Origin of the sequence: Cyanobium sp. A1C-AMD (genome assembly GCF_024346495.1) — a bacterium.
Classification (GTDB): Bacteria; Cyanobacteriota; Cyanobacteriia; order PCC-6307; family Cyanobiaceae; genus Cyanobium_A; species Cyanobium_A usitatum.
In genome coordinates this window covers 1-16,969 of sequence record NZ_JAGQDB010000054.1, presented here as the reverse complement: position 1 = coordinate 16,969, position 16,969 = coordinate 1, and the positions used below count along the sequence as shown (strand labels likewise).

Annotated in this window: 20 protein-coding genes and 1 pseudogene; 11 read left to right on the top strand and 10 right to left on the bottom strand. The window is 64.1% G+C overall.

Translation table 11 applies throughout. From position 1 onward, the window contains the following. The 3 genes and pseudogenes from KBY74_RS09665 to KBY74_RS09655 form a co-directional block, all read left to right on the top strand. The coding region (locus tag KBY74_RS09665) for a DUF3427 domain-containing protein (RefSeq protein WP_254942513.1) at positions 1–2,483 on the top strand (2,483 nt) is incomplete at its 5' end. Positions 2,484–2,719: 236 nt separating this feature from the next. Then, positions 2,720–3,430, top strand: a pseudogene (locus tag KBY74_RS09660) (SIMPL domain-containing protein). A gap of 245 nt (positions 3,431–3,675) precedes the next feature. After that, a complete protein-coding gene (locus KBY74_RS09655) occupies positions 3,676–4,692 on the top strand; it encodes a fatty acid desaturase (protein WP_254942512.1) in 1,017 nt (338 codons plus the stop codon). A 106-nt stretch (positions 4,693–4,798) separates the two neighbouring features. Here the strand turns inward: KBY74_RS09655 and KBY74_RS09650 are convergent, their stop codons facing one another. After that, on the bottom strand, positions 4,799–4,942 hold the full coding sequence (locus tag KBY74_RS09650; RefSeq protein ID WP_106501671.1) for a high light inducible protein: 144 nt from the start codon (positions 4,940–4,942) through the stop codon (positions 4,799–4,801). A 57-nt stretch (positions 4,943–4,999) separates the two neighbouring features. Between KBY74_RS09650 and KBY74_RS09645 the strand changes: the two genes are divergently transcribed. Beyond that, a complete protein-coding gene (locus KBY74_RS09645; RefSeq protein WP_254942511.1) occupies positions 5,000–5,587 on the top strand; it encodes a PAP/fibrillin family protein in 588 nt (195 codons plus the stop codon). A 23-nt stretch (positions 5,588–5,610) separates the two neighbouring features. Beyond that, a complete protein-coding gene (locus tag KBY74_RS09640; protein ID WP_254942510.1) occupies positions 5,611–6,006 on the top strand; it encodes a VOC family protein in 396 nt (131 codons plus the stop codon). On the opposite strand, the gene KBY74_RS09635 is transcribed toward KBY74_RS09640, so the two are convergent. Continuing rightward, on the bottom strand, positions 5,999–6,835 hold the full coding sequence (locus KBY74_RS09635) for a PfkB family carbohydrate kinase (RefSeq protein WP_254942509.1): 837 nt from the start codon (positions 6,833–6,835) through the stop codon (positions 5,999–6,001). The two genes, KBY74_RS09640 and KBY74_RS09635, sit on opposite strands and share 8 nt — an antisense overlap. A 64-nt stretch (positions 6,836–6,899) precedes the next feature. On the opposite strand from KBY74_RS09635, the gene KBY74_RS09630 reads away from it, so the two are divergent. From KBY74_RS09630 to KBY74_RS09620, 3 genes are read left to right on the top strand one after another with little or no spacing between them, the layout of a single operon-like run. Continuing rightward, positions 6,900–7,490 (top strand): PCC domain-containing protein, encoded by a 591-nt coding sequence (locus KBY74_RS09630; RefSeq protein ID WP_254942515.1) that lies wholly within the window; start codon positions 6,900–6,902, stop codon positions 7,488–7,490. Continuing rightward, a complete protein-coding gene (locus KBY74_RS09625; RefSeq protein WP_254942508.1) occupies positions 7,487–8,053 on the top strand; it encodes a hypothetical protein in 567 nt (188 codons plus the stop codon). The genes KBY74_RS09630 and KBY74_RS09625 overlap by 4 nt, the downstream gene beginning before the upstream one ends. After that, on the top strand, positions 8,050–8,631 hold the full coding sequence (locus tag KBY74_RS09620; protein WP_241518094.1) for a rhomboid family intramembrane serine protease: 582 nt from the start codon (positions 8,050–8,052) through the stop codon (positions 8,629–8,631). The genes KBY74_RS09625 and KBY74_RS09620 overlap by 4 nt, the downstream gene beginning before the upstream one ends. A 6-nt stretch (positions 8,632–8,637) precedes the next feature. Here KBY74_RS09620 and KBY74_RS09615 read toward each other — a convergent pair whose 3' ends face one another. Continuing rightward, a complete protein-coding gene (locus KBY74_RS09615; RefSeq protein ID WP_254942507.1) occupies positions 8,638–9,150 on the bottom strand; it encodes a tryptophan-rich sensory protein in 513 nt (170 codons plus the stop codon). 7 nt (positions 9,151–9,157) lie between these two features. On the opposite strand from KBY74_RS09615, the gene KBY74_RS09610 reads away from it, so the two are divergent. Continuing rightward, entirely contained in the window at positions 9,158–9,514 is a 357-nt protein-coding gene (locus tag KBY74_RS09610) for a hypothetical protein (protein ID WP_254942506.1), read from the top strand. On the opposite strand, the gene KBY74_RS09605 is transcribed toward KBY74_RS09610, so the two are convergent. The 4 genes from KBY74_RS09605 to KBY74_RS09585 form a co-directional block, all read right to left on the bottom strand. Beyond that, entirely contained in the window at positions 9,484–10,362 is an 879-nt protein-coding gene (locus KBY74_RS09605) for a GNAT family N-acetyltransferase (RefSeq protein ID WP_254942505.1), read from the bottom strand. The genes KBY74_RS09610 and KBY74_RS09605 overlap by 31 nt on opposite strands. Before the next feature lie 5 nt (positions 10,363–10,367). Next, on the bottom strand, positions 10,368–11,063 hold the full coding sequence (locus tag KBY74_RS13735) for a hypothetical protein (RefSeq protein ID WP_261360357.1): 696 nt from the start codon (positions 11,061–11,063) through the stop codon (positions 10,368–10,370). Positions 11,064–11,124: 61 nt separating this feature from the next. Further along, a complete protein-coding gene (locus KBY74_RS09590) occupies positions 11,125–11,340 on the bottom strand; it encodes a Nif11-like leader peptide family natural product precursor (protein WP_106501664.1) in 216 nt (71 codons plus the stop codon). A 5-nt stretch (positions 11,341–11,345) separates the two neighbouring features. Beyond that, the gene (locus KBY74_RS09585; protein ID WP_254942503.1) at positions 11,346–11,510 is read right to left on the bottom strand and encodes a hypothetical protein; all 165 of its coding nucleotides are present in this window, start codon (positions 11,508–11,510) and stop codon (positions 11,346–11,348) included. Between the two features lie 131 nt (positions 11,511–11,641). Between KBY74_RS09585 and KBY74_RS09580 the strand changes: the two genes are divergently transcribed. After that, positions 11,642–12,175: a TerB family tellurite resistance protein gene (locus KBY74_RS09580; RefSeq protein ID WP_254942502.1), complete on the top strand. Its 534-nt coding sequence runs from the start codon at positions 11,642–11,644 to the stop codon at positions 12,173–12,175. A 27-nt stretch (positions 12,176–12,202) separates the two neighbouring features. On the opposite strand, the gene KBY74_RS09575 is transcribed toward KBY74_RS09580, so the two are convergent. The 3 genes from KBY74_RS09575 to KBY74_RS09565 are packed head-to-tail and all read right to left on the bottom strand — an operon-like array spanning position 12,203 to position 15,862. Beyond that, positions 12,203–12,346, bottom strand: coding sequence for a chlorophyll a/b-binding protein (locus KBY74_RS09575; protein ID WP_106501661.1), 144 nt, complete (start codon positions 12,344–12,346; stop codon positions 12,203–12,205). A 40-nt stretch (positions 12,347–12,386) separates the two neighbouring features. Then, complete coding sequence (gene recQ / locus KBY74_RS09570) at positions 12,387–14,252, bottom strand: DNA helicase RecQ (protein ID WP_254942501.1); 1,866 nt, start codon at positions 14,250–14,252, stop codon at positions 12,387–12,389. 14 nt (positions 14,253–14,266) lie between these two features. Beyond that, a complete protein-coding gene (locus tag KBY74_RS09565) occupies positions 14,267–15,862 on the bottom strand; it encodes a glucose-6-phosphate isomerase (RefSeq protein WP_254942500.1) in 1,596 nt (531 codons plus the stop codon). A gap of 218 nt (positions 15,863–16,080) precedes the next feature. Here KBY74_RS09565 and KBY74_RS09560 point away from each other — a divergent pair, with 218 nt between their 5' ends. Continuing rightward, positions 16,081–16,863 carry a helicase DnaB gene (locus KBY74_RS09560; RefSeq protein WP_396123173.1) on the top strand — a complete coding sequence of 261 codons (783 nt, stop codon included), beginning with the start codon at positions 16,081–16,083 and terminating at the stop codon, positions 16,861–16,863. Positions 16,864–16,969 lie beyond the last annotated feature (106 nt).

The window sequence follows — 16,969 nt, the reverse complement described above, 5'->3', positions numbered from 1 at the left end:
CCCGCCGCACCCGCCTGCACGCCAAAGCCTGGCTTTTCCATCGCACCTCTGGCTCCTCCACCGCCTACATCGGCTCCTCCAACCTCTCCACCGCCGCATTGCACGACGGCCTGGAGTGGAACGTGCGCCTCTCCGCTCAAGACAACGAGGGCATCCTGGCCAAGTTCCAGGCCACCTTTGAGAGCTACTGGGAGGAGGGCGAATTTGAGCCCTACCGGGCCAGCGAGATCGAGCAGCGCCGCTTTGATCGGGCCTCAGCGAACGAAACCAGCAGCGACGCCACCCCGCTCAGTTTCTTCGACATCCGCCCCTACGCGTACCAGCAGCAGATCCTCGACAAGCTCTCGGCCGAGCGCAGTCTCCATGGCCGCTGGCGCAACCTGGTGGTGGCCGCCACCGGCACGGGCAAAACCGTGATCGCCGCCCTCGATTACGCCCGCCAGGCCGGTCCGGGTCACCCCAGCCTGCTGTTCGTGGCCCACCGGCGCGAGATCCTGCAGCAGAGCCTCGCCACCTTCCGCCAGGTGCTGCGCGACGGCTCCTTCGGCGAGCTGCTGGTGGATGGCCAGCGCCCCAGCCAGTGGCGCCACGTGTTCGCTTCGGTGCAGTCGCTTGCGGGGATCGATCCAGCGGACCTGGCGCCAGACACGTTCGCCGTGGTGATCGTCGATGAGTTCCACCACGCCGCATCCGCCAGCTACGAGCGCTGGCTGCGCCACCTGTCGCCCGTTCTGCTACTGGGTCTCACCGCCACCCCCGAGCGCACCGGCGGCGAGGACATCCTCCATTGGTTTGACGGCCGCATTGCCGCCGAGTTGCGCCTCTGGAGCGCGTTGGAGCAAGGCCTGCTGACACCCTTTCACTACTTCGGCCTCCACGACGGCACCGATCTGTCGCGGATCGAATGGCGCCGCAACGGCTACGCCACCGAAGCCCTCTCCAACATGTACACCGCCGACGACGCCCGCCTGCGCCTGATCCTGCGCGAACTCGCCGCCAAGGTCACCAACCTGGATTCGATGCGGGCCCTGGGCTTCTGCGTAAGCGTGGAGCACGCCCATTGGATGGCCCGCAAGTTCGTGGCCGCCGGCCTGCGCGCCGCCGCCCTCGATGCCTCCAGCCCCCGCGAGCAGCGCGCCGAGCAGATCCGCCGCCTGCGCTCCGGCGAGCTGCAGATCCTGTTTGCGGTGGATCTGTTCAACGAAGGCCTCGACATCCCCGAGATCGACACGGTGCTGTTCCTGCGGCCCACCGAGAGCGCCATCGTGTTCCTGCAGCAGCTCGGCCGCGGTCTGCGCCTGCACCCTTCAAAGAGTTGCCTCACGGTGTTGGATTTCATTGGCCAGGCGCACCGGAGCTTCCGCTTTGATCTGCGCTACCGCGCCCTGCTCGGCGGCACGCGCGACCAGCTGGAACAGCAGATCAAAGACGGGTTTCCCTTCCTGCCGGCAGGCTGCAGCCTCCAGCTCGATCGGGTGTCGAGCGAGCGGGTGCTTTCAAATTTGCGCGAATCGCTTCCCACGCGCCGGCCCCAGCTGCTCGCCGAGGCCCGCCGCCTCGGGCGCTGTTCGCTGGCGGCGTTGCTGGAGCCGGGTGAGTTTTACACGGGGGCGGGGTCCTGGGCTTTGCTGCAGCGGGAGCTGGGGTGGGTAGCAGCAGGGGCGGCCTCAGGGGAGCCCAGCGAGGATGAAAAGCGTCTGGGGCGGGGGATCGCCGCCGGCGGCTTGCTGCATCTGGACGACCCCGAGCGCTTGCGCTGGCTGGTGGATCAGCTGCGGAGGCCCATCGCGCCCGATTCTGCGAACTTCGATCCCGCCGCCGAGCGCAGCTGGCGGATGCTGCTGGCCCAGCTCTGGGGAAGCGGCCGCCAACACGTGCCCCTGGCCGATGCCCTGGTGCGGCTCTGGGCTGCCGCCGATCTCCGCGCCGAGCTGGTGGAGCTTTTCGAGCTGCTGATCGAGCGCACAGACCACCTGGTGGCGCCGCTCGACTGGGACCGCACAAATCCGCCCCCCATCCCCCTCAAACTCCACGGCCGCTATTCCCGCGCCGAGGTGTTCGCCGCCTTTGGACTGTTAAACGAGGCCCGCCCCTTCCCCGGCAGAGAGGGGGTGTTTTTCGATGAGGCTGCCCAGTGCGACGTCTTCTTCATCACCCTCAAAAAGAGTGAGCGCCTCTTCTCCCCCACCACCCGCTACAACGACTACGCCATCTCCCCGTGGGAGTTCCACTGGGAAAGCCAGAGCCTCACGCGGGAAGCGTCCGCCACCGGGCAGCGTTATATCCACCACCGGGAACGCGGCAGCCGGGTGATGTTGTTTGTGCGGGAGGAGAACAAGCGCGGCGGGGTCACGTTGCCGTTTCTGTGCCTCGGCTTCGCGGATTACGTGAGCCACGAGGGAGAGCGGCCGCTGGCGATTCGCTGGCGATTGCACAGGGCGATTCCGGCGGCGTTCGTGCCGCAGTTGGCATTGGCGATTTAGCGTTGATCAAGGGACACGGCAGTAAGTGTTCGGATCAGCGGTGAAGGGCATGTTTGACCCTCCAAGCAGTGATCTGGATTTCATAGTGCAGATGACGAGCTAACAAGAACTGACCTATGCCCGGCACTTCTAACAGCGGCTGGGGCTAGATAAACAAGCCGTTTTTCGCAACAGCTTTAAGACAGGCAAGCGACAGCTCAATAGGCTGAATTCAGCGGCTTCCAAGACGAGTGAAAATGCAAAATTGGGCGCTCAGCAGCTGGATGTTTCTCAAGCGGACGCCAACACTGGTGTTTGCCATGGCGGTGCTTGGACTCGGGCTCACCACCGCCAGTGGCGTCATGGTGAGGGGCATCCGCAACGCCAACGACACCATCACTGTTACTGGAGCCAGCACCGAGCGAATTACATCCGACTACGTCGACTGGTCGGTGAAGATCTCCCAGAGCGGGGCCAGCCAGCAAGCTTCTTACCAAGGGCTGCAGCCTGCAGTAGAGCAAACCGTGGCCTTCCTCAAGGCCCAGGGCATCGAGGCCGATGAGATGGAGCTCGACTCGGTCAAATCGGAAAAGCAGGAAGTGCGCGATCCCCGCACCGGGGAGCTGCGCTCCACCACCTGGACCAGCACCCAAGCAGTGCTGATCGGCAGCTGGAATGTCGCCAAGATCTATAAGATCTCTGGTCAGATTGGAGAGTTGATCGGCAAGGGCGTGCCTCTATAGCGGGTCGACATGCTGGCGAAGGCCACCAAGGACGCCCGGGCTCGGGCGCGGGCCATAGCCTCGGAGGCCGGCGCCGGCATCGGAGCGATCACAAACGCCGACACCGGCTCGTTCCAGATCACCTCCCCCAACTCAACGGAGACCAGTGACAGCGGCTCCTACGACACCCGCACAATCGAGAAGGACATCACCGCAGTGATGGCCGTGACCTTCAGGGTTGAGTGAATGTGCCTGCCAAGGCGCGGCAGCAGTGTGCTGATACCTAAGGTCTCAAAGGCCTTTTAGGGGCCTCTTCCATTCCTCCTTGCCCTGCGGCAGCTTCATTGACTCCACCTGTTTCCCTGCCGTCCCTCGCCACCGCGCAGGCCACCACGCCAGCAGCCACCTATCCCAGCAAAGCTGAGCTGCTTGCCTGCCTCCCCTCTGAGTTAACCCAGATCAACCCGGTTAAAGCCTGGGGAAGTCTGGCCATGTCCCTGGGCCTATCTGTTTTGGCCTATGGCCTAGGAACCCTGATCCCCCTGCAGCTCAGCGCTGCACCCCTCTGGCTGCTCTACGCCGTGGTCACTGGAACGTTGGCGGGAGGTTGCTGGGTACTTGCCCATGAGTGCGGTCACCGTGCCTTCCATCCCAACCCCCGCGTCGAAGCGGTGGTGGGATTTGTGCTTCACAGCTTGCTGCTTGTGCCCTACTTCAGCTGGCAGCGCAGCCATGCCGTGCACCACGCCAACTGCAACCACCTCGAGGCAGGTGAAACCCATGTGCCGCCTCGCTCCGATTCCAGCTCGGGACGCTTCGTGGCTGGAACAAGACGGCAGCTGGGCCAGGGCCTCTACGGCGTGGCCTCCCTGTTCACCCACCTGGTGCTGGGTTGGCCCCTTTATCTGATGTTTGGTGTTGCCAGCGGCGAAGAGTACGGCAGCCCCACCTCCCATTTCACTACGGCTGCACCCTTCCGCAACGGTGCCCGCCAGCTATTTCCCGACTCCTGCCGTCGCCTGATGGTGATCTCAAACCTCGGCCTACTGGCGATGGTGGCGGCACTGGTGTGGGCCTCCATCCACACCTCCCCGGCGAGAGTGCTGCTGGTGTACGGCCTGCCCTATCTGGTGATCAACGCTTGGTTGGTTGGCTACACCTGGCTGCAGCACACCGATACCGATATTCCCCACTTCTCCACCAGCGACTGGAATTGGGCAAAAGGAGCTTTACAGACGGTGGATCGTCCTTATGGCCCCCTGCTCAACCTGCTGCATCACGGCATCGGCTCAACCCATGTGTGCCATCACATCAACCCGAGAATCCCTCACTACAACGCCTGGCGGGCCAACGCCTTACTCAAGCAGCGTTTTCCCGAGCTAGTTCGCTACGACCCCACTCCTATCCATCGCGCCCTATGGCGGGTTGCAACTCAATGCACCGTAGTTAGTCAAACCGGAGTGAATGGTGGCTTCTATTACAGTTCGAAGCCAGCTAGCCAAATCTAGCTAGATCTAGCCAACTACCCACAAAAAAAGCCCGGAGCAAGAGCTTCGGGCTTTTATTTTAGGGGCCAAATTACTGGTAAAAACCAGAGACTATGAGCTCTGGCAATCAGCCCAGGCCCAGTTGAGCAGCGATGCTTTGGCCGGTGAGCAGCTCGGTGCCAAGACCAATCACAAAACCCATCATGGCCAAGCGGCCGTTCCAGGTCTCAGCAAAAGCAACAAATCCGAAGCGGGGGGTGGATTCGGTCATTAGTGTTGAGGAATGTTTCAACAACTATAACTGGTTGTAACGGCGTCGACCACCTGGATGTTGAAAGCAAGAGAGGAGCTGCTGGTCCTGTTGCGTCGTGGCGCCAGGGGGGAAGCCCAACGCCAGGGGCCGCGGGTGCGGGAGCTGATTCTCGAGCTCGAGCGCACCTCTCCAGTAGATCTCGTCGCCCCTGGTGCCCTCGAACTGCTGGAGGGGGTCTGGGAGTTGCGCTGGAGCAGCAGCAGCCAGCCCTATCTCCAGGCTGTGCCATGGCTGGAGAACCTGCAGATACTCGCTCCATCGCGGGGGCGCGCCCTGAATCTGTTGAGGCCGCCAGGGCAGCTGGCCGGCCTGGGTGGCATAGCTGTAGAGGCCAGCATCCAGCTCGAATCAAGCCCTGGCGATAACAGCTCAACTCCACAGCAGCGGGTGCAGGTTCGCTTCCAGCGCGGTGGCTGGCGCGGTCCCCTGCTGGGCACCACACGCTTGCAGCTGCAACGGGAGGTGCAGCAAAGCTTTCCAGCCTGGCTCGACATCACCGTGCTCACCGAGGAGCTGAGGCTGTGCCGTGGCAACGCCGGCACCATCTTTGCCCTACTGCGTCGCCCCGATCTAGCCGTTGCAGACTTTTTCGACAATCAATAAAAACGGTGCAAGACACCCCAAGCATGAGCAGCTCCCTGGTGCTGGCTGCAGACAATCCCCCTTCCCTGGCAAGGTTTTACGCCGATTTGCTGGCGGTAGAGCCCCTGCAGGGGCTTGGTGCCAGCCATTGGCGGGTGCCCTGGCCCGCCGGTGGCTTCCTGGAGATCTACGCCCCATCCCAGAGCCGGCCCCAAGCGAAGCAACCAGGCCGGCTAGCAACGTGCCTGCAGCGCAGCGTGCCTGCCGGCAACAACCAGGCAGCTGCCATGGCCCTGCTGCAGGCCTGGCTGGCGAGCGCCATTGGGCTGGGCGCCACGCTTCTGGACGGTCCGCGCCAGGAGGCCTTCGGAGTGGAGGCCTGGCTGCTGGATCCGGAGGCAAACAGGCTGCTGCTGCTGGTGCAAAACCAGGTCAGTTAGGGCGGGCGTAGGGACCAAAGGCAACGGCGCACTCGGCGCCGCAGCGGGCGCCCAGGCCTATTGCTGCGGCTGCGCTCCAACCAGCCGCCAGTCCTGCCATCACCCCGGCTGCAAAGCTGTCGCCGCAGCCATAACTGTCGACCGGCGGGGCCACCAGGGCCTGGGCAGAGAAGCGCCCGCCGGGTTCGCTCCAGCCACCAGCCGCCCCTTCGGTGGCGATTCGTAGTCGCGGGGGGCGCGATAGGGCGCCAGCAGGCACCTGCTCACCCGGATCGAGGGCGCTGCCGATCAAGGCATCGCAGCTCACTCCGCTGGCCTCCAAGAGCGGCAAGCCAACCCGTGGCGTGGCGCCGAGCAGCCGGGCCCGGCGGCATTGCTGCAGAGCTGCCGCGTCGGCCGCGGTCACAAAGACGCCATCGCAGCCAGCCAGATCAGCCCAGGGGAGTGGATCCCTAGCCAAAGGGGCCAGTCGCTCCCCGATCACGGTGATGCTGCGGTCACCGGCCCGATCCACAAAGCTCACGCCCCGGCGGGTTGGGGCATCCCGCCAGGCCACCTCAAGATCAAGACCCAGCTCCGTGAGCCGCTCCGCTGAGCGCTCGCCGGTGGCGTCCCGGCCCAGGGAGGTGAAAAACCGCACACGCCTGCCACTGAGACGGGCCAGCTGCACCGCCACCACCGCCCCACCACCGGCGGGTTCCTCCAGAAAGGCGGTGGCCCGGTCGATCGAGCCAGCAACCGGCAGCTGCTCCACTGCCACAAAGCTCACCCACTCCACATGACCCACCACCGCCAGGTTGAGGGCAGCGAGGGCGGAATCCGGGGCCATGGCAACAGGGCAACCTCACCAGCATGGGCCGGCGTAGCCTTGCACCCACATATCTATGACTGCCATGCGTGCCGTGCCGCTGCACCTCGAAGCCGGCAGTGATGTGCGCCGCAGCCTGGAGCAGCTGGCCCTAGAGCACAACGCCGGCGGCTTTGTGCTGAGTGTGGTGGGCAACCTCTCCCAAGCCGCCTTTGCCTGCCCTGGCAAAAGCGCACCCACGGTTTTGGCTGGCGAGCTGGAGATCATCACCCTGCAGGGCACGATTAGCCCAGATGGGGTGCACCTGCACCTGAGCTTCTCCGATGCCAGCTGCCAGGTGTGGGGTGGCCACCTCGAGCACGGCACCTTGGTGTTGCGCGGCGCCGACCTGCTGGTGGGCCTGCTCAGCACCGGCACCAGCCCAGCGCCAAGTGCAGCGCCGATTAGATCAGTAAGCAGCGAACCGCGAGTTGAAATCGCCGGCCGGCCGGAATGTCCCTTTTCGCGCCGGGCCCTGCGCATGCTGCGCACCCTGGGCATTGCTTTCGTGGAAATCGAACCCGACGAGACAGGACCGGTGCCCCAGCTCTACATCGATGGCGTCGCCATTGGTGGCTACAACGAGCTGGCCGAACTGCACAGCCGCGGCGAATTAGACGCGCTGCGCAGCCTGTGAGCCCTGAGTTTGGGGTTGGCACGCTGCAGCTAGCCACCAGTAAGGGCTGTGGCCTGGCCATCGGCGCCTATCCCCACTTCAGCTACGACGCCAGCGGCGGCGGCGGAACCGGTGAGCTCGGCCCCGGCCCAGCTGGCGGCCCGCAAACCGTGAGCTTTGAGCCCGCCAGCCTGTTGATTCCGCCACTCAACTGGCGCACCACCCGGGTGCTGGGGCTGCCCCTGCCCCCGGGCCTGGAGATCGCCATCGCCCCTGAGCAGCTGGCGGGCAGCATCGATTCAGCAACAGGTGCTGTTCAACTGCACTTCCAGGCCCGCTTTCGCTTCCGCATTGCCGGGCTCTACCGCGCCCCCGACCTACTGATCGACACCCTGCTCAGCACGGGCGCAGCCCAGGGGCAACGCCACCGGGCCATGGGCCAGCCCCTCAGCGCCGATCGCACGGCCCTGCTGGTGGGGGTGGCAAGCGTGCCACCGTGCGGGGACCCCTGGCTGGATCGTCTGCTGGGCCTGCCTGATGAAGCCCTTGCCATGCTGCGCTGCAGCTTCAAGTGCGAGCCGTGAGCGAATCTCTGCCCCAACGTCTGGATCGCTTGATCGCCCGAGCCGGTTTCAATCTGCTGCTTCCGCCGCTGATCTTGCTGATTCCCTGGCTCCAGGAGCTGGTGGACCAGCTGGTTTTCGGTGGCAACTGGAACCTGCCGATGACGCCCGGAGGCTCCTTCCTCGGGGTGCTGACAGCCCCCTTCAGCCATAGCGGTTTTGGCCATCTCCTGGGCAATTCGCTCACCTTTCTGCCCCTCTCCTGGCTGGTATTGCTGCGCGGCCGCCGCGACTATCTGGCCGTTTGGTTGGGGGTTTATGCCACGGCTATTCCGGTATGGCTGCTCTGGCCCAACGGCAGTCACGGACTCTCCGGGGTCGTGTACGGGCTGCTGGGCTACCTGCTGCTGATCGGCTGGCTGGAGAAGCGGCCCCTCTCCCTGCTCCTTTCGGTGCTGGCCCTGGTCACCTATGCGGGGGTGCTGCCCAGCCTGCTGCCGATTTTTTCACCGCCAGGGGTGAGCTGGATCGGCCACCTCAGCGGTTTTGGCGGCGGCCTGCTGGCGGCCCTGGCCGTGGCGCGCGAGTCGCCTAGGTGACCAGGGCTAGCGGTTGAGCTGACGCATCTGCCAGGTAACCCAGGTGCCCACCGGGCTCCAGAGCAGGTAAGGCAGCAGCAAAGCAGCCGCCAGCAAGCTTTCGCTAGCCACAGCGAGGGTGAGGGCAATGCCCCACACCCAGCCAGCAAAGCCAATGACCGTGCCCCTGCCCAGGCTGCGGCTACGGCAAATCACAAGCGTGTAGCTCTGCACCAATACCAGCTGCACCAGGAAAGCCGCCATCCACAGGCCGCTCCAGCTGGCCTGCCAGGTGAGCCAAGCCGAGATGTAGAAGCAGGCGTAGATCAGCAGCCAAATCACGGGAATCAAGCCCTCAAACACCAGCCAGCGCGGGCGGCGCAGCCGCATAAACCAAGCAAAATCCTGCCGGCTTGGATTAAGGCCCCACGCCACCGCCACAATCACCAACAGAATCACCAGGGCGGCGAGCACTGCAAAAAGAATCAGCGGCACTCCAGCCTGCAGGTTCAACGCCCCAGCTGCAGCAAACCAGGCCACGCCAACAATGACCCCAACCAGCAATTCAGATCAAGCCAGCGAAGTACCCAGCCAGGAAGTAATCCTTGCCGCCTCCAGCCCCTGGGTGGCTGTAGTGCTCAACCTGGTGCCTGGTTTAGGTACGGGATACATCTATCAACGCCGCTGGCGGGCCTACTGGATCAGCTCAGGTATGGCAGCGGCCTGGTTTGTGGCGGGAGGTGTCCTAAGCCAAAACGTGGACGAGGTGTTGATGCCCGATTTGGTGCAGCAAAATCAACTGATCGGGCTAGGCGGCCTGCTGCTGCTGGCTGTTGTTACTGCAACGGAGGCTGGCCTCGCCGCTCGCCGCGCTCAGCCCAGCTCCAGGCAGGCCAACCCGTAGACATCGCCAAGGGGAACCGGCGGCAGGCTGCCCCTGTACATCCTCAGCGTCTCGGCGACCACCGCAAAACCCAACTGCAGCAGCAGGGGCCCTGCCTCCGGATTGGCGGCAGGGGCATCGATTAACACCACGCCGGCATGGCGGGCCATCAGGGCGTTGAGAAGCTGGGCCGCCAGGGCAGGCGTGTCGGCTAGCAGGGGCCCGATCCGCCAACCCTCGCCTCGATGCAGCAGGCAGGGCCGGATCCGGCCAAAGCCGTGGCATGAGCCATCCGGGCCGATCAGGGCCAGCACCGTGCCGGCCGGATGGTGCAGCCAGTCGGCGAGGAAGTGGGGCCGGGGGCTGAGCTCCCGCTGGGCGTCATAGGCCTGCACGGCCCTGTCGGGTATGGCACTTCCCTCAAGCAGGCTCAGGCCCTCTGGAGTAACGGCGGGCGGGGGGTTGCCATCACTGATCCGCTGCCAGCGCTGGGTGGGCGATGCCGGCGCAAAGCCCCAACTGGCGTAGTCACCGATGCGATCGGGGGCGGCCTCAATGCCGATGCAAGTAAGGCCCTCCAGATGCTGCAAGGCCCGCTGCCAAAGCTCACGGCCAAATCCCTGCCCCCGGTGCTCTGGTTGCACCAAAAACATGCCGATGAAGCCGTATTCGGCGTTGTAACGGACCCCGGCAATACAGCCGATTGGACGACCGTTTAGGCAACCAACCCAGAGCCCCTGGCGGTCGGTATGGCGGTAGATGGCTACGTCTCCCTGGCCCGGCGCGAAATGTTCAGCGCGGGCCCAGGCGGTGACGTCGGCGAGATCGCCCTTCTCCAGGGCCCGAATCCGCAAAAGGGATGGGGCCACCCCGCTCAGTTGGAGCCGTAGGCGATGTGGCAGCTGGCATTGAGCACCTGGGCCTGGTCGGCCGTGGTCGGTGCCATGCCATTGATCAGCCCTTGCTTGCAATCGCTGGTGGCTGTCATCAGGGGCATACCGGCAACGCCGTAGGCAAACTGAACTTGATTAGGTGGCAGCGCTTGAACCGAGCCGTAGTCGAGCTGCAAGCTGGTTTGGGGCACCACGATCACGGTCGACTGCTGATACGTAGCTGCGTTAACAGCACTGGTGATCGCAGCAGCAGTGGCCAAGCTGCCCACTCCCCAGGCCACTGAACTGGCTCGCCACCAGGGCCAGGCCGCTGGATAGGGCCGATACCAGCCGGTGTTCCAGGTGCGCGACGACCAGTACCCCCCTTGGCGGCCCCAGGCCGGATTCCAGGCAGAGGCACCTGGGGCACGGGTGAAACCAGCGCCAGGGGCACCCCAGCCCACACCAGGGCGAGCTCCCGCTCCGGGCGCCCCTATTCCGGGTGCTCCCACACCAACGCCCGGTCTTACTCCGGCGCCAGGAGCACCCCAGCCAGCTCCTGGACGCACCCCCGCACCGGATCCCGGCCCGCCAAAGCCGCCGCCGCCCATGGGGCGGGCCAGAGCGGTGAAGCTGCCCGCAGCTGCTACGACGAGCCCTAAGCCAATCGCCGTGATCAGTTCCGTCCGCTTGGCCATGGTGTTGCCGATGCGTTTACTAAAGATTGTCTAACCGCGAACGAAGCCCACGGCACGGCAGCTAGTTGTATTCCCCGGGCAGGTCCTGCTTGGTAACCGTTACGCGGCCTACTTTTTTGCCTGAAAGCCTCAGCAGCTCGTCGCCAGAAAATTCAAAGCCCAGGCCTGCCCCGATCTTGGCCACGTCATCAGCAGTAGCAGCGGCTTGCACGGCTTGCCGAAGCGACTGGTCATCCTGAACCTTGCCCAGGAAGGCCTTCAGCTGATCGAGGGACATGGGGTCTAGCCGACAGTGCGATCCAGGATTGCGACCACATCTTGATCGACCTGGGCCAGCCGCTCGAGCACTAGCTGCAGATCAAGGGCGGTGAGCTCCCCATCGGGCTGCCATTTGAGGCAGGTGCGTCCCAGGCAGCTGGTTGTCAAAACTTGGGTGGTGTGGACCATGGCCCACCTCGGTTCTGTGTTCAATTCATCATCATCTGGATTGCTGCCCATGTATGCCCCCATCTGGGGGTGATTTCCACTGAAACAAGCCAAGGGCTGGTCAAAATGGCTCAAAAGCCGTCTCCTGCGCCATGACCCTTGAAACCGGGCCCAGCAGCTCGCAGCGAGATCGTCAGCTTGACCTGCTCAGGGTTGTTTGCTGCGTGGCCTGGGCCGATGGCGATGTTTCCGCAGACGAAAAGCGGCTGCTCGAGAAACTCGTAGCCAAGTACTTCCCCTGTGGAGATGGCTCGGAGGCAAACCAGGAAGCTGCGCTACAGCTAGCTGCCTGGACAGTCGACTCGTCAGTGCTGGACGAAGTGATTCCCAGGCTCACTAGCGGAGAAGACCGCGCTCTGGCCCTGAAGCTCAGCTACATGATGGCCAAGGTGGGCCAACGACCTCAGGACAGTTCGCCAATCAACCCAGCAGAAAAAGTCCTTTACAGGCAGCTGGTGGAAGCTCTTGGCCTGAGCGAATCTGAAGTGGCAGAGGCCGAATGGGCCGCTGAACAGGAGCTGTCCAGCGGCAGAGGAGTATGGGCTGCCCTAGGGGCAGCCTTTGCAGGTCTCGGTGCCTGGCCCAGCCAGGAAATGATGGAAACCCCGGGCATGCAGTGGCTTTGAAGCCAGCTGATCAGGCCCGATCGGGACTCAGCCCAGACCGATCTGGCTCAGGATGCCCTGGCCAGTAAGCAACTCGGTGCCCAAACCGATCACGAAACCGAGCATGGCCAGGCGGCCATTCCAGGTTTCGGCAAAGGCAACGAAGCCAAAGCGGGTTGTGGAGTCAGCCATGAAAAGAATCCTTAAGGAAACGTGAACCCAATGTAACGCCTCATGAAGCTGGCGTTTGTGTCCCCTGATGCAAAAGGGCAGCATCCAAGCTCGCCAGCAATGCCGCGCCATAGCGATCGAGCTTGGCCTGGCCCACACCGCCGATCCCAGCCAGCTGCTCCAGGGAGCGGGGCCTGCGGGCCACCACCTCCACCAGGGTGCGGTCGTGAAACACCACGTAGGGCGGCACCCCCTGCTCCCGCGCCTGCTCGCGGCGCCAATCCTTCAGCGCCTGCAACACGGGCGCCTCATCAGAGTTCAGCTCTGACGCAGCAGGAGCCGGGCTCACCCCAGGCTGGCGGCGGCGCTCACGCTTCGCTGGCGGCAGCCGCAGCAGTAGCTGGGTCTCACCCCGCAGCAACGGCTTGAGCCGCCCGTCCTCGCCGAATCCCAGAGCCCCATAGCGCTCGGAATCGGCCTGCAGCAACCCCTGGGCCACCAGCTGGCGAAACAGGCTGCGCCACTGGCCGCGATCAAGCTCCTTGCCAATGCCGTACACACCCAGCTGCTGGTGGCCGAGCTCGCGAATTCGGGCCGTATCTGCCCCCAGCAGCACATCCACCAAATGGGCGGCACCAAAGCGGCTGCCCGTGCGGTACACAGCCGATAGGGCCTTGCGCACCGACTCGGTGGCATCGACGGCCGTATCTGGCTCTAAGCAGAGATCGCAATTGCCACAGGGCTCGGGCAGGGTCTCACCGAAGTGGCTGAGCAACACCTGACGGCGGCAGCCGCTCGCCTCGGTGAAGCCAATCAGGGCATCGAGCTTGCCGTGCTCAACCCGTTTTTGCTGCTGCTCCGCGTCGGAGTCGTCGATGAAGCGGCGCAGCTGGGGCACATCGCCGCCGCCATGCACCATCCAGGCCAGGGCCGGCAGACCATCCCGGCCGGCGCGGCCAGTTTCCTGGTAGTAGGCCTCCAGGCTTTTGGGCAGGTCCACGTGGGCCACAAAGCGCACATCCGGCTTATCGATGCCCATGCCAAAAGCGATCGTGGCAACCACCACCACGCCGCTATCGCGGCGGAAGCGCTCCAGAGCGGCGCTGCGCACCGCCCCATCCAATCCGGCGTGATACGCAACGGCGTCATATCCCGCCGCCTGCAGGTCGCGGCAGAAGCCATCCACCCGGTTGCGGGAGCGGGCGTACACAATTCCTGAAGCGCCGCGGTGATCTGCGAGCAGCTCAAGCAATTGGCTGCGAACGTCGTCCTTATCGCGCAGCAAATAGCGAATATTGGGGCGATCAAAGCTGGCCAGAAACACTCGCCCCTGCTCCAGCTGCAGCCGGGCACGGATCTCGTCTCGGGTGCGGGGATCGGCCGTAGCGGTGAGTGCCAGCCGCGGCACGGCGGGAAATCGCTGGGCCAGCACCGAAAGCTGCAGGTATTCCGGGCGGAAGTCATGCCCCCACTGGGAAACGCAGTGGGCCTCATCAATGGCAAACAGGGCCAGGGGTAGGGCAGCAAGCCGCTCGAGGGTGTCCCCCGCCAGCAAGCGCTCGGGAGATAAATAAACCAAATCCAGTTGGCCCGCCCGCAGCAGGCGCCAGGTGTTGGCGGTTTCCTCAGCGCTACAGCCCGAATGCAGCGCCGCAGCTCGCACCCCCGCCTGACGCAGCCCCTCAACCTGGTCTTGCATCAGGGCGATCAGGGGCGAAATCACCACCGCCGTTCCCGCTCGGCAGAGGGCCGGGATCTGGTAGCAAAGCGATTTGCCCCCTCCGGTGGGCATCAGCACCAGGGCCGAGCCACCAGACACCACATGCTCAACAATCTCCTGCTGGGGCCCCCGAAAAGCTCCATAGCCAAAAACCTCGCGCAACACCTGCTGGGGAGAGGCAGGGCTCGCCGCAACGGGCTCTGGCATGGGGATTTCCCTGATCAGACCTTGGCGAACTTCATCGCCGCCGGAGAACCCCAGTCACCAGTCACCTGATAGCCGCGGGGATTGGCGCAGAGGTGGCGCAGGATCCAGAACAGGCTCTCTGGGCTGTCCGTGCCCAAAGCCTGCTGCAACTCCTGCAAACTGCGCTCCTGGCCATCACTGAGCAGGGCTTCGAGCCGCTCCTGCAGGGCCAGGATCAGGGCTGCTGCCTTTTTGCCGGCCTCCACCCCAGGCTGGTCGTAGGCGTTCACGTTTACCAGGTCGGCGTAGAGACCGACGGCGCGCTCAAACAGGGCGATCAGGGCACCTAGGGCTGTGGCATCAAAGCGACGCAGAGTGATCGAGAGGCTCTGGCGGCCCCCTTCCATCAGGGCCGAACGGGTGCCCTGCAGGAAGCCATCGAGGAAGTCGCCAGGGATCTCATCACCGATGGGCGGGATATCGCTGGGCTCTTCCAAGGCCTCGATGAAGGTCACAAAGAAGTTGTCGATGCCATCGCGCAGCTGCTGCACATAGGCGTGCTGGTCGGTAGAGCCCTTGTTGCCGTAAACGGCGATGCCCTGGTGCACCACCTCGCCGCCGCGGTCGTGCTTCTTACCAAGGCTCTCCATCACCAACTGCTGGAGATAGCGACTGAAAACCTCCAGCCGATCGCGATAGGGGAGCACAACCATGTCGCGCTTGCCCTGGCCATGGCCGGCGACAAACCATGCGGCAGCCATCAGGGCAGCCGGGTTATGGAGCAGATCTGACACCCGGGTGAGGGCGTCCATTCGGGCGGCGCCGGCCAGAAAGCCGCGCAGATCGGCACCCACCAGGGCCGCCGGTAGCAGGCCAACCGCACTGGTGATGCTGGTGCGGCCACCCACCCAATCGAACATGTCAAAGCGGCGCAACCACTGACCGGCCACGGCCACCTGGTCGAGCTTGCTGTCGAGCATGGTGACCGCCACAGCCTGGCCAGCCCACTGCCCGCCCCGGGCCTCAAGCCGAGCCTGGGCTTGCTCCATACCGATATGGGGCTCAGGCGTGCCGCCCGACTTGCTCACCACCACCACCAAAGTGGTGGCTAGGCGGCCGTCCAGGCCCGCCAGGGTACGGCTCATGCCGGCGGGATCGACGTTGTCGAAGAAGTGGAAGGGGAGACCCTGACCCTCTTCCTGCAGGGCTCGCACCATCAGCAGCGGGCCGAGGCCGGAACCGCCAATACCGATCCAAAGCACGTCGGTGAACGGCTGGCCATTGGGAGCACAAAGGCTGCCGTCGAGCACCTCGCGGCCAAAGGTCTCGATTCGCTCCACCTCGGCGTTGATGTGCGCGGTGGTGGTGGCGTCTGGTGCCAGCTCTGGGGTGCGCAGCCAGTAGTGGCCAACCTGGCGCTGTTCGTCCGGATTGGCGATTGCACCACCCTCCAGGGCCGCCATCGCCGCAAAGGCCAGCTCGAATCGAGGAGCCAAGGCATCGAGATCGGCCTGGCCGATCGCCATGCGACTCACATCGAGCCAGATACCAAGATCGCTTTCATACCAAAGCAAGTCGCAGAAGCGTTGCCATTGGATCTCGGCATTGGAGCCATCAAAGTTGGCAAGCATGGGCTTGCGGCTCAAGCCGCTCTCGTCGCCAGAACTTAGGTCTGACCGCGCCCCAGCACCAGCCCCAGCCCGAGCCCGAGGGCCGGACGGAAGACCGTTCCGTAGTCAGGGGACTAATCCAGAAAAATTCCGTAATATCAAGCCACAATTAATAAGTGTTTGTGCCTAACCCCCCCAGCTACCCGCGCTGGCTTGCCCTAGGCAAGCGGCTGGTAGGGGTGCGGCGTCTCACCGGCCTTGCAGCAGCCCTGCTGGCTGTTGCAACCATCCCGCTCGTTAATGGTCCCAAAACGCCCCTGCTGCTGCTAGATCCCGGGCTGAGCGGCAGCATCAGCTCCGCCCCTGGAGAAGGTCAACTTGGTGATCCACTGCAATTTTCCCCAGACGAACTGAAGGAGCTGCAGCGCCGCTTTGGTGTCCACGGCCCCCAGCCCCGCCTGGCCCAGTTATTCACCAGTGGCATCGATCAATTAGAGCCACTGCGCAGCCACACCCTGGGGCGCCTGGTAGAGCTTCGTCCCCTGATCCTGGCCGAATCCCAACGCCAGAGGATCAATCCCGTGTTGGTGGCGGCAGTGTTGTTTGACGAAATGCGGCACGCCAAGCCGGGCGAAGATCTGCCCCTAGCGGCCCATTCCGGCTTATTCAGCACCCATGGCCCCGCCCAGCTAAGCCTCGGCGAAATGGTGCACCAGGGTCTGCTGCCGCCCAATGCCTCCGAAGCCGAAATCACCGAGGCCCGCAACCAGCTGCTCGATCCCGAACGCAACGTGGTGTTGCTGGTGGGCAAATTCGCCCGCCTCAGCCGCGCCCTCGAGCTGCCCCAGCGCCCCCTCCAGGCCAGCGGCAACCCCCGTGACGCCAAGGCCCTAGCCACCCTGGCTTACCTCCACAACGGCAAGCTCGACTATCCCCGCCGCATCCTGCGCACCATGCAGGATCCCGAACTCCATGCCCTGCTGTATGCCACCCGCAAACAGGTCCCTGCGCCACTGATCTAATCAAATATTTAATGAGTCAAATATTTAATTAGGGAGTCTCTGGGCAACATGGGATTAAGAAGCTTCTGAATTCAAAACTGTCGCGTTCGACTGCAATTTGATTTAG

Bases quoted from the DNA above. Each gene is read 5' to 3' on its own strand.
- KBY74_RS09655 (WP_254942512.1), top strand. From the start codon at position 3,676: ATGTCCCTGGGCCTATCTGTTTTGGCCTATGGCCTAGGAACCCTGATC.
- KBY74_RS09650 (WP_106501671.1), bottom strand. From the start codon at position 4,942: ATGACCGAATCCACCCCCCGCTTCGGATTTGTTGCTTTTGCTGAGACC.
- KBY74_RS09645 (WP_254942511.1), top strand. From the start codon at position 5,000: ATGTTGAAAGCAAGAGAGGAGCTGCTGGTCCTGTTGCGTCGTGGCGCC.
- KBY74_RS09640 (WP_254942510.1), top strand. From the start codon at position 5,611: ATGAGCAGCTCCCTGGTGCTGGCTGCAGACAATCCCCCTTCCCTGGCA.
- KBY74_RS09635 (WP_254942509.1), bottom strand. From the start codon at position 6,835: ATGGCCCCGGATTCCGCCCTCGCTGCCCTCAACCTGGCGGTGGTGGGT.
- KBY74_RS09630 (WP_254942515.1), top strand. From the start codon at position 6,900: ATGCGTGCCGTGCCGCTGCACCTCGAAGCCGGCAGTGATGTGCGCCGC.
- KBY74_RS09610 (WP_254942506.1), top strand. From the start codon at position 9,158: ATGACCCCAACCAGCAATTCAGATCAAGCCAGCGAAGTACCCAGCCAG.
- KBY74_RS13735 (WP_261360357.1), bottom strand. From the start codon at position 11,063: ATGGCCAAGCGGACGGAACTGATCACGGCGATTGGCTTAGGGCTCGTC.
- KBY74_RS09590 (WP_106501664.1), bottom strand. From the start codon at position 11,340: ATGTCCCTCGATCAGCTGAAGGCCTTCCTGGGCAAGGTTCAGGATGAC.
- KBY74_RS09585 (WP_254942503.1), bottom strand. From the start codon at position 11,510: ATGGTCCACACCACCCAAGTTTTGACAACCAGCTGCCTGGGACGCACC.
- KBY74_RS09580 (WP_254942502.1), top strand. From the start codon at position 11,642: ATGACCCTTGAAACCGGGCCCAGCAGCTCGCAGCGAGATCGTCAGCTT.
- KBY74_RS09575 (WP_106501661.1), bottom strand. From the start codon at position 12,346: ATGGCTGACTCCACAACCCGCTTTGGCTTCGTTGCCTTTGCCGAAACC.
- recQ (WP_254942501.1), bottom strand. From the start codon at position 14,252: ATGCCAGAGCCCGTTGCGGCGAGCCCTGCCTCTCCCCAGCAGGTGTTG.
- KBY74_RS09565 (WP_254942500.1), bottom strand. From the start codon at position 15,862: ATGCTTGCCAACTTTGATGGCTCCAATGCCGAGATCCAATGGCAACGC.